General features: G+C 67.8%; 14 protein-coding genes. 12 read left to right on the plus strand and 2 right to left on the minus strand.

The genetic code is table 11. From position 1 onward, the window contains the following. Nucleotides 1-7 precede the first annotated feature (7 nt). The 7 genes from DN388_RS09715 to DN388_RS09745 are packed head-to-tail and all read left to right on the plus strand — an operon-like array spanning nt 8 to nt 6,006. Nucleotides 8-433 (plus strand): biopolymer transporter ExbD, encoded by a 426-nt coding sequence (locus DN388_RS09715; protein ID WP_043860333.1) that lies wholly within the window; start codon nt 8-10, stop codon nt 431-433. A 2-nt stretch (nt 434-435) separates the two neighbouring features. Further along, the gene (locus DN388_RS09720; RefSeq protein WP_104573032.1) at nt 436-1,116 is read left to right on the plus strand and encodes an energy transducer TonB; all 681 of its coding nucleotides are present in this window, start codon (nt 436-438) and stop codon (nt 1,114-1,116) included. 53 nt (nt 1,117-1,169) lie between these two features. Then, complete coding sequence (locus DN388_RS09725) at nt 1,170-2,852, plus strand: putative porin (protein ID WP_254999230.1); 1,683 nt, start codon at nt 1,170-1,172, stop codon at nt 2,850-2,852. Nucleotides 2,853-2,876: 24 nt separating this feature from the next. Next, nucleotides 2,877-3,536 carry a DNA repair protein gene (locus DN388_RS09730; protein WP_254999231.1) on the plus strand — a complete coding sequence of 220 codons (660 nt, stop codon included), beginning with the start codon at nt 2,877-2,879 and terminating at the stop codon, nt 3,534-3,536. 17 nt (nt 3,537-3,553) lie between these two features. Continuing rightward, nucleotides 3,554-4,030: a YbjN domain-containing protein gene (locus tag DN388_RS09735; protein ID WP_043860180.1), complete on the plus strand. Its 477-nt coding sequence runs from the start codon at nt 3,554-3,556 to the stop codon at nt 4,028-4,030. After that, a complete protein-coding gene (locus tag DN388_RS09740; protein WP_254999245.1) occupies nt 4,027-4,983 on the plus strand; it encodes a peptidylprolyl isomerase in 957 nt (318 codons plus the stop codon). The genes DN388_RS09735 and DN388_RS09740 overlap by 4 nt, the downstream gene beginning before the upstream one ends. Before the next feature lie 54 nt (nt 4,984-5,037). Then, complete coding sequence (locus DN388_RS09745; protein ID WP_078480219.1) at nt 5,038-6,006, plus strand: LysR family transcriptional regulator; 969 nt, start codon at nt 5,038-5,040, stop codon at nt 6,004-6,006. Between the two features lie 53 nt (nt 6,007-6,059). Here DN388_RS09745 and DN388_RS09750 read toward each other — a convergent pair whose 3' ends face one another. Continuing rightward, nucleotides 6,060-7,685 (minus strand): methyl-accepting chemotaxis protein, encoded by a 1,626-nt coding sequence (locus DN388_RS09750; protein ID WP_254999249.1) that lies wholly within the window; start codon nt 7,683-7,685, stop codon nt 6,060-6,062. A 127-nt stretch (nt 7,686-7,812) separates the two neighbouring features. Then, nucleotides 7,813-8,724 carry an AraC family transcriptional regulator gene (locus tag DN388_RS09755; RefSeq protein ID WP_254999252.1) on the minus strand — a complete coding sequence of 304 codons (912 nt, stop codon included), beginning with the start codon at nt 8,722-8,724 and terminating at the stop codon, nt 7,813-7,815. Nucleotides 8,725-8,830: 106 nt separating this feature from the next. On the opposite strand from DN388_RS09755, the gene DN388_RS09760 reads away from it, so the two are divergent. From DN388_RS09760 to DN388_RS09780, 5 genes are read left to right on the plus strand one after another with little or no spacing between them, the layout of a single operon-like run. Beyond that, nucleotides 8,831-9,391 carry a carboxymuconolactone decarboxylase family protein gene (locus DN388_RS09760; RefSeq protein ID WP_254999254.1) on the plus strand — a complete coding sequence of 187 codons (561 nt, stop codon included), beginning with the start codon at nt 8,831-8,833 and terminating at the stop codon, nt 9,389-9,391. A 51-nt stretch (nt 9,392-9,442) separates the two neighbouring features. Next, complete coding sequence (locus DN388_RS09765) at nt 9,443-10,510, plus strand: acyl-CoA dehydrogenase family protein (protein ID WP_058541149.1); 1,068 nt, start codon at nt 9,443-9,445, stop codon at nt 10,508-10,510. Further along, entirely contained in the window at nt 10,507-11,355 is an 849-nt protein-coding gene (locus DN388_RS09770) for an ABC transporter ATP-binding protein (protein ID WP_254999264.1), read from the plus strand. The genes DN388_RS09765 and DN388_RS09770 overlap by 4 nt, the downstream gene beginning before the upstream one ends. Continuing rightward, entirely contained in the window at nt 11,321-12,520 is a 1,200-nt protein-coding gene (locus DN388_RS09775) for an ABC transporter substrate-binding protein (RefSeq protein WP_254999267.1), read from the plus strand. The genes DN388_RS09770 and DN388_RS09775 overlap by 35 nt, the downstream gene beginning before the upstream one ends. Beyond that, nucleotides 12,520-13,272: an ABC transporter permease gene (locus DN388_RS09780; protein WP_058541148.1), complete on the plus strand. Its 753-nt coding sequence runs from the start codon at nt 12,520-12,522 to the stop codon at nt 13,270-13,272. The genes DN388_RS09775 and DN388_RS09780 overlap by 1 nt, the downstream gene beginning before the upstream one ends. Nucleotides 13,273-13,328 lie beyond the last annotated feature (56 nt).

Raw genomic sequence — 13,328 nt, forward strand, 5'->3', positions numbered from 1 at the left:
GAGCGCCATGGCAGCCATGAATGCTTCCCACGACGATGACGACGACGCGGCCGTCGACAGCATCAACGTCACCCCGCTGGTGGATGTGCTGATGGTGGTGCTGGTGATGTTCATCCTCACCGCCACCGCGCAGGTGTCGGGCATCCAGATCCAGCTGCCCAAGGCCAGTGCCTCGGTGTCGCTGTCCCAGCCCAAGACCAAGGCGATCTCGGTCAACGATGCCGGGCAGGTGTTTCTCGACGCCTACCCGGTGACCCTGGCCGAACTGGAAGAGCGCCTGCGCAGCGAGAAGGCGCGCAGCCCGGACTTCCCGATCATCGTGCGCGGCGACGCGGCGGTGCAGTACCAGAAGGTGGTCGAGGTGCTCGACCTGTTGCGTCGGCTGGAGCTGGCCCAGGTCGGGCTGGTGACCGGCAAGCCGAACCAGGGTTGAGGATGCCCATGAACCAGAAGTTCGATAGCCGGCGCCTGCTCAAGTGGGGCGCCGTGGCACTGGTGGGCGCGGGCCTGGCCTGGTTGCTGTGGCAGTGGGCCAACGACATGAGCGGGGTGCGCCGCGAGGCACCGAAGATCCCCGCGATCATTCCGCTGCCGCCCCCCCCACCGCCGCCGCCCCCCGAGCCCCCCAAGGAACCGGAGCCGCCCGTGGAAGAGAAGATTGTCGAGCCGCAGCCGGTGCCCGAGGCCGAGGAGGTCAAGCCGGCCGAGGAGGCGCCGCCGAGCCCGGCCGATGACATGGCCAACCCGATGCAGATCGACGGCGATGCACAGGCGGGCGGCGACGCTTTCAACATCGGTGCCGGCAAGGGCGGCGGCATGGCCGGCGGCGGTGGCGGGCTGGGCAGCGGCAGCTACGGCCAGTTCCTGGCGTATGCCTTCCAGCGCCTGCTGCGCGACAACCCCGAGCTGCGCAACCTGACCTTCAACCTGCAGGGCGATGTTTGGCTCAGCGAAACCGGCGAGGTGACCCGCGTCGAGCTGGTGCGCTCCAGCGGCGATGCCGCAGTGGACGCCCAGGTGCTGGCCGCATTGCGCGCCGCCCCGGCCATGACCCAGCGCCCGCCGGCGAGCCTGACCCTGCCGGTGCGCATCGCCTTGCAGGGGCGCCGCGGATGAACCCGGCGCCCGATCCCTACGACGCACGACTTACCAACAGGAGCGGTAAATCCATGATGTGCTCAGTGAACCGATTGACCCTGGCAGTCGGCCTGGTGGTCGCCGCGGCGGTCGGTCCGGCCGTGGCGCAGACCCCGGCGCCGTCGCAGAACGCGACGATCAACCTGATCCGCCTGCTGGTGCAGCAGGGTGTGCTCAAGCAGGACCAGGCCCAGGCCCTGATCGACCAGGCCGAAAGCGAGGCGGTGCAGGCCCGCGCCAGCGTGGCGGCGGTGCCGGCGGCCAATGGCGAGGTGCGCGTGCAGTATGTGCCGGCCATCGTGCGCGACCAGATCCGCGACGAGGTCAAGGCCGAGGTGATGGCCAAGGCCAGGCAGGAGAACTGGGCCGCGCCCAACACCTTCCCCGACTGGGCCTCGCGCATCAGCTTCGATGGCGACGTGCGCCTGCGCGACGAGTCGCGCTACTTCTCGGGCAACAACAGCAACCAGATCATCGATTTCGCCAAGCTCAACGCCGACGGCCCCTACGACGTCAACCCCAACAACGGGCGCAACCTGCCGCCGCTGCTCAATACCCGCGAAGACCGCGAGAACCTGCTGCGCCTGCGCGCGCGCCTGGGCCTGAAGGCGGTGCTGTCGCCGAGCTGGACGGCGGGTATCCGCATCGGCACCGGCAGCGACAACGGCCCGGTGTCCACCACCCAGACCCTGGGCGGCGGCTTCGGCAAGAAGGACCTGTGGCTCGACCAGGGCTACCTGAGCTGGGTGGCCAGCGAGCGCGTGACCCTGACCGGCGGGCGTATCGCCAACCCGTTCATGTCCACCGACATGCTGTATTCCAACGACCTCAACTTCGACGGCGTGGCGGCCCTGTTCAACCAGCCGCTGAGCGACAGCCTGAGCCTGTTCGGGACCCTCGGCGCGTTCCCGGTGGAGTACAGCGCCGACACCGCCAGCAGCAACGGGCTGGACAAGGAAAGCAGCGACAACAAGTGGCTGTACGGCGCGCAGCTGGGCGCCAACTGGCAGATCAACGACAGCAACCGGCTCAAGGGCGCGCTGGCCTACTACCGCTTCGACGACATTGCCGGCGAGCGCTCCGGGGCATGCGAGCCGTGGAACGGCGACCCCGGCTGCGACAGTGACGGCAGCCGCCCGACCTTCATGCAGAAGGGCAACACGCTGTTCCTGCTGCGCGACATCACGCCCAACCCGGCCAACCCGGCCGCCACCCCGCAGCCGCAGTTCGTGGGGCTGGCATCGGAGTTCAACCTGCTGGACCTGAACGCGGTATGGGACACCGAGCTGCCGCACGACTTCAAGCTGCGCAGCCAGGCCAACTACATCCACAACCTGGCCTACGACGAAGGCGAGATGCGCAAGCGTTCGGCCGGCCAGTTGGCCAACAACCTCGACAGCGACGGCAACATCAAGAGCGGTGCCAATGCGTGGATGGTGCAGTTCACCCTGGGCAACGCGCTGGAGCTGAAAAAGCAGGGCGACTGGAACCTGTTCGCCGGCTACAAGCACATCCAGCCCGATGCCTTGCCCGACGGCTTCAACGATTCCTCGTTCCACCTGGGCGGCACCAACGCCAAGGGCTACATCCTCGGTGCCAACTACGGCCTGGACCAGAACGTGTACGCCACGGCGCGCTGGATGAGTACCGAGGCGGTGTACGGCGCGCCGTTCGATATCGATGTGCTACAACTTGAAGTCAACACGCGCTTCTAGCAGGCGCGCACAGGGAGAAAGAGCATGAACAAGCGAGCCTATCGGGCCTGTTGTTCGTACCTGCTGGTGGCGTTGGGCGTGAGCTGGGCGGGGGTGGCTGCGGCCGAAGGCATGGAAGAGCGCCTGCGCACCCAGCTGCGCAGTACCACCCAGCAGTTGCAGGCGCTGCAGAGCGAACAGGCGCAGGCTTCGGCGGCGCGCCAGAGCGCCGAGCAGCAACGCGATGCGGCCCAGGCCCAGGTGCAGCAACTGACCGCGCAACTGGCCCAGGCCCGTGGCCAGGCCGAGCAGTTGCTGGTCCAGCAGCAGGCCCTGCACGGCCAGGCGCAGGCGCTGGTGGCCAGCAGCAACGCGCAACTGGGCAAGTACAAGCAGGCCTACGACGAGCTGCTGGGCATGGCCAAGGCCAAGGAAGCCGAGCGTGCGCGCCTGGCCGCCAGCCTGGCCGAGCGCGAGCAGCAGGTGCTGGCGTGTTCGGCAAAGAATCAGCAGATGTACGGGGTCGCCAAGGGGATTCTTGCGGCCTACGAAAAGATCGATGTGGCGGATGTGATGAAGATGCGCCAACCCTTTGCCGGGGGCGCCCGGGTGAAGTTCGAGGAGCTTGCCCAGGCCTACGGCGATCAGCTGTACCAGACCCAGTTCGATGCCGCGCAGGGCGGCAGCAAACCGCAAGTCAATTGACACAAGGAAGCGAAGCCATGAGCGACAACCAACTGATCGAAACCGTCAGCGCCGACTCTCTGACCACCCTGTTGCAGGATGCAGGTTGCCGAGTCAATCGCAGCGAGCAGAATGCCGTGGTGCAACTGCTCAGTGCCAGCCAGGGCGTGGGCTATGCGGTGCGCTTTGGCAACCGTGCCGAGCGCGAGGGCGAGTTCCTCGACTTCACCTACAGCTGCGCCCTGCGCATCCAGGGTGAGCTGCCGGCCGGGCTGGCCGAACGCTGGAACGTATCGCGCCGCTTCGCGCGGCTGTCGGTGCAGGGCGAGTTCCTGGTGATGGAGATGGACGTGATGGTGGCCGACGGCGTCAGCCACAAGCACCTGCTGGGCAGCCTGGTGCTGTGGGACCGCCTGCTGCAGGAGTTCATCGTGTACCTGCGCGACTACAGCCGCAACGTGGCCCAGGTGCAGGACGAGGCGGTGGCCGGGGCTGAAGCGGTGAGCGCTTCGTGACTCGACGTACGCTGTGGGCCGGCGCGGGCGCGCTGGCCGTTCTGGGCGTGGCAGTGGTGTTGGCACTGCGCACGGGGGATGACCCGGTGGCAGCCAGCGCGAAACCGCCGGCGGTTGCCGCTGTGGCGAGCGATGCGGGGCCGGCGCTGGCGCGCCTGGGCGACCAGCAGGTCAGCGTGGAGGAGCTCAAGGCGCTGTTCGCCAAGCTGCCGGCGCCGGCGCGCGAGGAACTGAGCGGCAATCGCCAGGCCCTGGAGGGCTGGATTCGCTCGCGCCTGGCGGAAAAGGCGCTGTACCAGCAGGCCCAGGCCCAGGGCTGGTCGGAGCGTCCCGATGTGCAGGCGCAGACCCATGCGGTGGTGGAGCAGATCGTGCTGCGCGACTACCTGAACTCGGTCAGCCAGGTACCGGCCGACTACCCCAGCGAGGCTGAACTGCAGGCGGCCTACGAGAACGGCAAGGCCAGCCTGCAACTGCCCACGCGCTATCACCTGAGCCAGATCTTCCTGGCGGTGCCGGACGAGCAGTCGGTGGCACGCGTGCGCAAGCAGGCGCTGGCCCTGAGCAAGCAGGCCCAGGCTGCCAATGCCGACTTTGCCGCGCTGGCCAGGGCCAACTCGCAGGACCGCGAGAGTGCGCAGCGTGACGGCGACAGTGGTTTGCAGCCGCTGAGCCAGTTGCTGCCGCAGGTGCGCGATGCGGTGCCGCAGCTCAAGGAAGGGGCGGTGAGCGAGCCGTTGCAGAGTGCGGCGGGCTTTCACATCGTCAAGCTCATCGAGGTGCAGCCGCCGCGTGTGGCCAGCCTGGACGAGGTGCGCGACAGCCTGCGTGACCTGTTGCGGGCCCAGCGCCAGGAACAGGTGGCCCGGGCCTACGTGGACGGCATGTTCAACAGCGCGACGCTGAGTATCGATGGCGCTGCGCTCAATCAGGTCATGGACGCCAGCCGCTAGGCGGCGTCGATCAAGGAAGAGCGGGCCCTGGCCGGGGCCCGGCAGGAGGCGAGGATGCCGATGTTCGATATGCCGCACTACGTGCCCGATTATCCGCCGGCCGAGCCGCTGGCCAAGGTGCGGGCCGGGCTGGGCTGGGTGCAGGACGAGCAGATGCTCAGCTGTTTTCTGGCCAGTGCGCGGTGCGGCTGCTTCATGCAGGCTGCGCGCAGCCTCAACCTCAAGTCCACCCTGTTGCGCAAGAAGCTGGCGCAGCTGGAAGCGCGGGTGGGGTATCCATTGTTCGTCAACCGCGGCCATGCCCTGGTGCTCAGCCGCGAGGGGCGCCAGTTGCAGGCGTTGCTGCAGTCGAGCCTGAGCAGCAAGCCACAGGCCATGACCGCGCTGGATGCGCCGGTGCTGGTGCGCCTGGCGGTGGCCGAACCGATCATGCAGGACATTCTGGCGCGCAACCTGGTGGCCTTCGTGCGCCAGAACGCCGGGATCCGCCTGGATGTCAGCGGCCTGGATGCACAGGGATTGGCGCAGGCCGATGTGGTGCTGTGGCTCGATGACGAGGCGGGCAGCGTGCCGCTGCCGGGGTTTGCCGGCGAGGCGCCGACGCGCCTGGCGCAGCTGGAGTATCACCCGCACATTGCCAAGCGCTATTCGCGCGAGAGCAACCGGCCGGTGTGCCGGGACGACCTGCGCGACTACATGCTGGTGCAGTGGCAGGGCGAGGCCCAGGTGGCGGCGCTGGCGCCGTGGAACCGCCTGTTGAGCGAGCGCGAGGCGGGGGTGACGCGGGTGCCGGGCTACGACCTGTTCAGCCAGTTGATCAAGTGCAGCGCGTGCATCGGCTTGCTGCCGCATTATGCGGCGCAGCTGGACCGTGGCCTGCTGGCATTGCCGGGGTTGCTGGAGGCGCCGATGCGCCGCACGGTGTGGCTGGCGGTGCATGAGCGTGCGGCGCAGGCGGCGTTGGTGCAGGTGCTGGTGACCATGATCCGGGCCGCGTTCGAGGAGCGTCGGGAGTGGTTCTGAAGGGGCGCGGTGCCCTGTAGGCGCCGGCTTTGCCGGCGAACCGGCGCCGCACCTCAGACGATAAAACGCGTGACCAGCGTGGTCAGTTGCATGGCCAGCTGCGACAGCGCATGGCTGGCGACGCGGGTCTGCTCGGCGCCCGCCGCCGAGCGGCCCGACAATTCACGAATGTTCAGCAGGTTGCGATCCACCTCGCGGGCCACCTGGGCCTGCTCTTCTGCCGCGCTGGCAATCACCAGGTTGCGCTCGTTGATCTGGCCGATGGCCGTGTAGATGCCCTCCAGCACCTGGCCTGACGCCTGGGTGATGCCCAGCGTGGACTGCGCGCGGCCGGTACTGGCCTGCATCGAGTCCACCGCCGCCTGGGTGCCCTGTTGCACGCTGTTGATCATCTGCTCGATTTCCTGGGTCGATTGCTGCGTGCGGTAGGCCAGGGTCCTGACCTCATCGGCCACCACCGCAAACCCGCGCCCGGCCTCGCCGGCACGCGCCGCCTCGATGGCGGCATTGAGCGCCAGCAGGTTGGTCTGCTCCGACACCGAACGGATCACCTCCAGCACCGTGCCGATCTCGTGAATCTGCACCGCCAGCTGTTGCAGGCGCTCGCCGCTGATCGCCACTTCGCGAGCCATGGCCTGGGTGCCGTCGATGTTGTCGGCGACCTGCTGGCGGCTCTGTTCGGCCAAGGCATTGGAGGCACTGGCCGCCTGGGAGGTGGACACCGCATTGCGCGCCACTTCCTCGACCGCCGTGGTCATCTCGGTAACCGCCGTGGCGGCCTGTTCCAGCTCCTGGTCCTGCTGGCGCAGGCTCTGGGTGCTCTGCTCGGTCACGCTGTCCAGGGCCTGGGCGGCGCTGGACAGCTGCGTGGCGCAGGCGGTGATCTGCCCCAGGGTATCGCGCTGGCTGTGCTGCATGCGCTCCAGTTCGGCGAACAGCTGGCCGATCTCGTTGTGGCTGCGTACCGTCACCGGCACGCTCAGGTCGCCCCCGGCAATGCGCTGAAAATGCACGCCGGCCTCGCGCAGCGGGCGCAGCACACGGGCGACGATAAAGGCCCAGCACACGGCGGCCAGCACCAGGGTCAACAGCCCCAGCAGCACGCTCAGCCACTGGGCCGTGGCCAGGCGCTGGTCGGACTCGGCCATGATCTGCCGGCTGCGCTCGGCCAGGGCTGCCACCAGTTGCTGGCGCAGCGCCTGCAGTGCGCGCATGGCGTTGCCGGCATCCACGTTGACGGTGAAGTAGTCGTCCAGCGAGCCTTTGAGCGTGGCGGCGCGCTGCCCGGCCACGGCGTTGGCGTAGTCGGCGAAGGTGCGCTGCAGGTCCTGGGCCAGGGCCTTTTGCGCCGGCTCATGGGTGTTGGTGACGAAGGCGTCGACCAGCGCCTGGCTGTCGCCCAGCAGCTTTTGCGACATGGCCAGGCGCGCCTTGGCACTGTCGAGGTGGCCGCCTTGCTGCTCGATAAAGCCCGACGACACGTTGGCACTGGCGCGAATCGCCATCAGCAGCGCGTTGTTGAGGCGGTCGGACTGCTGGGCGGTCTGGTCCAGCTCGTTGATCTGCGCGTCGCTGCCCACCGCCGCCCGCCAGGCGCTGACGGTGGAAAACAGCAGGGTGGCGCTGAACAGCAGCAGCACCCAGAACATTCCGGTGCGGATCTTGAGGTCGGCAAGCATGCGGGCATTACTCCTGGCAGTAAAAAATACCCCCACTCTGTGCGGTGGGTAGGCTGCTATCGGAGGCGCGGCGCATGACTTTAGGGGGCGACGACGGGTTCTGTTCGATTACCGCACAGCCTTTGTTTCAGCGGCCCTCGTGCTGGCGGCGGTAGGCGCCGGGCTGCACGCCGATGGCCTTGCCGAACGCCCGGGTGAAGGCGGCGATGGACTGGTAGCCCACCGCTGCGCAGACCTGTTCGACGGTGTTGTTGGCCTTGAGCAACTGGCAGGCGTGACGCATGCGCAGCGCCAGCAGCACCTGGCCCGGCGACTGGCCGGCCAGCTCGTTGAAACGCTTGAAGAAGGCCGAGCGCGACAGCCCTGTGCAGGCGGCCATGCTCTCCAGCGACCAGGGCTGTTCGGGGTGTTCGATCAACTGCTCCAGCAGCGGGGCGAACGCGGGGTGACGGGCCAGGGCGACCAGGCCGCCAAGGTCCTGGTTGTCGCTCACCTGCTGGCGCAGCACGTACAAGAACAGCAATTGGCTCAGGCGCTCCAGCAGGGTGGAGGAGGGCGCGGGGGTACGCTGGCATTCCTCCAGGATCAGCTCGAACAGCGCCCGCGCCGCCTGCAGCGACGGGTCGCCGGTGCGCAGGATGATCCAGTCGGCCAGCGACTCGGCCATCAGCGACGACAGCCCCGGCTGGAAGTGAAAGAACCCGCACACCAGCCCCATGCCATCCGCCGCCTGGCTGTCGAGCGCCTGCATCGGGATGCGCGGCTGGCAGCGCGCGGTGTCGCTGTCGGCGCTGTCGGACAGGCGATAGGGCAGGTCGCGCAGCAGGAACACCGCCTCGCCGGCCTCCAGCCGCTGCGGCTCGGGCTGGCCGTCGATGTGCAGCCAGCAGTGGCCCTGCACCACCACGTGAAAGCTGGCCCGGGCCAGGCCCTGGGTGCTGGCGTGCCAGCCACCGCAGTAGCGCCCCACATGGAACAGGCTGGCGTCCAGTTCCAGACGCTCTAATAACCAATCGACCAAAACGCTGGAAGAAATCATCTAATGGAAACACTCTGGAGCAAGTAATCGCGACTGTAGAATATGGATCGGTTTTCTTATAACCAACAGACTTGGCGAACACCTTCAGTATGCAGGAGACCACGCCATGTCACGCATCACTCTACACACCGTGCAAAGCGCCCCGGAAGCCGCGCGCCCGTTCCTGGAGAACGCGCAGAAGAATTCCGGCTTCATTCCCAACCTGCTGGGCGTGCTGGCCAACGCGCCGGCTGCGCTGGAAACCTATGTGACGGTTTCGGCGCTCAATGGCAAGGCCGAGCTGAGCCTGGCCGAGCGCGAAGTGGTGCAGCTGATTGCCGCCACCCAGCACGGCTGCGACTTCTGCGTGGCCGGCCATACGGCGGTGGCGCTGAACAAGGCCAAGCTGCCCGAAGAAGTGGTGCAGGCCCTGCGTGCGCGCGGCGAGTTACCATCGCCCAGGCTCGAAACCCTGGCGAAGTTTTCCCGCGAAGTGATTGCCACCCGTGGCAATGTGAGCGATGCCACCTACGCTGAGTTTCGCGAGGCCGGTTACACCGAAGGCCATGCCCTGGAAGTTATCCTGGGGGTGAGCCTGGCCACGCTGTGCAATTTCGCCAACGTGTTTGCGCGCACGCCGCTCAATGACGAGCTGGCCAAGTACCGCTGGCAGGCCGACGCTCAGTGAGCCCCGTGGCGCCAGTGTGTGGCTGGCGCCCTGTTCTAAGGAGGAAAGAACATGCTTGATCCCGTATTGCAGCACTGGCTGGAGGCCAATGCCGAGGCGCTCGACCAGGGCCGGTGCGACCCGCAGCAGGTGCTGGGGCAACTGGCCGCAGCCAAGGTGCTGGGTGTGGGTGTGGACCCGCGTCAGGGCGGCAGCGGCGCCAGTGTGGCCGACGCCGTGGAAACCGTGGCCAGCGTTGCCAGCTATTCGCTGGCCGCCGCCTTCGTGTTCTGGGGCCAGCGGGCCTTTATCGAATACCTGCTGCACAGCCCCAACAGCGCCCTGCGCGAGCGCCTGCTGCCGTCGTTGCTCAGCGGTGAGCTGGCCGGTGCCACCGGGCTTTCCAACGCAATGAAGTTTCTGTCCGGCATCGAGTCGCTGCAGGTCAGCGCCACGGCGCGCGGCGAGCAGGGCTGGGCGCTCAACGGGCGCCTGCACTGGGTCACCAACCTGCGCAAGGGCGGCTTCGTGGTGGCCGCCGCCATCGACCGCGCCGAAGGCGGTGCACCGTTCGTGGTGGCGATCCCCGACGGCATCGCGGGGGTGCAGCGCTCCCCCGACCTGCAACTGATGGGCCTGCAGTCGAGCAATACCGCCGCGCTGGATTTCGATCAGGTGGCCCTGGGCCGCGACTGGCTGCTGCATGAGGATGCCCGGCAGTTCCTGCCGGCGGTGCGCCCGGCGTTCCTGGGCCTGCAGTGCGGCATGGCCATCGGCCTGGCGCGGCGCGCCTTGCAGGAAGCGCAGGGGCATCTGCAGGGGGTGCGTTCGGTGCTGGCGCAAACCCTCGAGGCGCAGCGCGAGCTGCTGGCCGATGTGGTGAGCGAGCTCAAGGCCGGCCTGCTCGACGGGCGCTTCCTGGGCAACCCGGCGTCGCTGTTCAAGGTGCGCATCAGCCTGGCCGAGATCGTTGGCGAGGCGCTGCAACTGGAGCTGCAGGCCAGCGGCGGCAAGGCCTACCTGAGCGAGTACGGCGCAGGCTTTGCGCGGCGCTGGCGCGAGTCGGCGTTCGTGCCGATCGTGACCCCGAGCCTGGTGCAACTGCGCGCCGAGCTGCAACGCCAGGCACGCGCAGCATGAGCAAGGTGGTACTGCAGGCCCGCGGTATCAGCCTGGGCTACGCCCGCGAACAGGGCTGGCAAACCCTGCTCGAAGGCTTCGACCTGGACCTGGCGCCGGGCGAAGTGGTGTCGATCCTGGGCCCCAGCGGGGTGGGCAAGTCCAGCCTGCTGCGGGTACTGGCCGGCTTGCAGGCGGCGCGCGATGGCCGCGTGAGCCTGCTCGGCGAGCCGCTGGACGGCCCGCATCCACGGGTGGCGGTGGCGTTCCAGGACCCCAGCCTGCTGCCCTGGCTGAGCCTGGAAAGCAACGTTGCCTTTGGCCTGGATTTCGCTCGCCAGCCGCGTTTGGCCAAGGCCGAGCGCGAGGCGCGCATCGACCATGCGATTGCCGCCGTGGGCCTGCAGCATGCACGCCAGCATTACCCGGCGCAGTTGTCCGGCGGCATGGCCCAGCGCACCGCGCTGGCGCGCTGCCTGGCGCGCCAGCCCCATGTACTGCTGCTGGACGAGCCCTTTGGCGCGCTGGACGAAGTGACCCGCGCCGACATGCAGCAGCTGCTGCTGAGCGTGATCGCCGAACACGGCACCGCTGCGGTGCTGATCACCCACGATATCGACGAGGCCCTGCTGTTGTCCGACCGCATCCTGCTACTGGGCGACCACCCGGCGCGGACCCTCGGCCAATGGCCCATCGACCTGGCGCACCCGCGTGAGCAGCAGGTCGAGGCGCTGGGCGCGCTGCGCATCGAGATTCTCAAGACCCTTCGGCGGGCGAGCCGCACCCACACTTCCCCAACCGATTCTTTGCCTATGCCGTCGGAGACTGCCCATGTGCCTGGACGACTTCACCCACACTCGTCGTGATTTTCTCAAACTCAGCGCGGTGCTCAGTGCCGCCGGTGCGATGCCGCTGCTGAGCAGCCTGCAGGCGCGTGCCGCCGCCGAGCCGGATGCGCCGGTGCGCATCGGCTACCTGCCGATCACCGACGCCACGCCGCTGCTGGTGGCGCACAACAACGGCCTGTTCGAGGCCGAGGGCATCAAGGCCGAGCGCCCGGTGCTGCTGCGCAGCTGGGCGCAGGTGATCGAGGCGTTCATTTCCGGGCAGGTCAACGTGATCCACCTGCTGTCGCCGATGACCGTATGGGCGCGTTACGGCAGCAAGGTGCCGGCCAAGGTGGTGGCCTGGAACCACGTGGGCGGCTCGGGGCTGACCGTGGCCCCGGACATCACCGAGGTGAAGCAGCTGGGCGGCAAGACGGTGGCGATCCCGTTCTGGTACTCCATTCACAACGTGGTGGTGCAGCAACTGTTCCGTGATAACGGCTTGCAGCCGGTGTCACGGGCGGCGACGGCTGCGGTGGCGGCCAACGAGGTCAACCTGGTGGTACTGCCGCCTTCGGACATGCCGCCAGCGTTGGCCAGCAAGCGCATTGCCGGCTACATCGTCGCCGAGCCGTTCAATGCCCTGGCCGAGGAACTCAAGGTCGGGCGCGTGCAGCGCTTTACCGGGGACGTGTGGCGCAACCATGCATGCTGCGTGGTGTTCATGCACGAGCACGACCTGAACAATCGCCCCGAGTGGTCGCAGAAGGTGGTCAACGCCATCGTCAAGGCCCAGCTGTGGACCCGCGACCACCGCGCCGAGGCGGCGCAGCTGCTGTCCAAGAGTGGCGCCAATCGCTATACCCCGCATGCCACCGAAGTGCTTGACCGGGTGCTCACGCCGGCTGCCGACAGCCGCGAACAGTATGTGCAGAGCGGGGCGATCCGGCATGCGCAGTGGGACGAGCAGCGCATCGACTTCCAGCCGTACCCGTTCCCCAGCTACACCGAGGAACTGGTGCGCCGCCTCAAGGACACCCTGATCGAAGGCGACAAGGGCTTCCTGGCCGCACTGGACCCGCAACAGACCGCCCGCGACCTGGTGGATGACCGCTTCGTGCGCAACGCCATCGGTGCTGTTGGCGGGCTCAAGGCCTTCGGCTTGCCCGACAGCTTCGAGCGCAGCGAGGAGTTCGCGGTCTGATGGTCAAGCCAGTCAAACACGCGGCCCTGGGTATCGCCGGGCTGCTGGTGCTGTTGTTGCTGTGGTGGGGTGGGATCGTGCTGTTCGGCGGTGACGGGCTGGCCTTGCGGTTTGCGCCGCAGGCCACCTTTGCCAGCCTGCTGGAGCTTTTGGGGCATGCCGAGCTGTACGAGCATGTGGCGGTGAGCCTCAAGCGCATTCTGGTGGGGTTGGTGCTGGCGTTGCTGGTGGGCGTGCCGCTGGGTTTGCTGGTGGGCAGCTACCGGCGCCTGGACGCGGCGACCACCCCGGCGTTCCAGTTCCTGCGCATGATCTCGCCGCTGTCGTGGATGCCGGTGGTGGTGATGCTGATGGGGGTGGGTGATGCGCCGATCTACTTCCTGCTGGCGTTTGCCGCGTTGTGGCCGATCTTGCTCAACACGGCGGCGGGTGTGCGTCAGCTCGACCCGCGCTGGTTGCAGTTGAGCCGCAGCCTGAGCGCCACGCGCTGGGAGACCTTGCGCAAGGTGATCCTGCCGGGGGTGGTGGGGCATGTGCTGACCGGCGTGCGGCTGGCCATCGGCATAGTGTGGATCGTGCTGGTGCCGTGCGAGATGCTCGGGGTGAGTGCGGGGCTGGGGTATTTCATTCTGGATACCCGCGACCGGCTGGCGTACTCGGAGCTGATGGCGATGGTGCTGGTGATCGGGGTGCTGGGCTTCATGCTGGATGCACTGGCGCGAGGGCTGCATCGGCGCTGGGTGCATGGGTGAGGGGCTGACCCCTTCGCCGGCAAGGCCGGCTCCTGCATTGGCTCCAGGTCGTGGGG

It is taken from the genome of Pseudomonas sp. S12(2018) (assembly GCF_024355235.1).
GTDB lineage: Bacteria > Pseudomonadota > Gammaproteobacteria > Pseudomonadales > Pseudomonadaceae > Aquipseudomonas > Aquipseudomonas palmensis.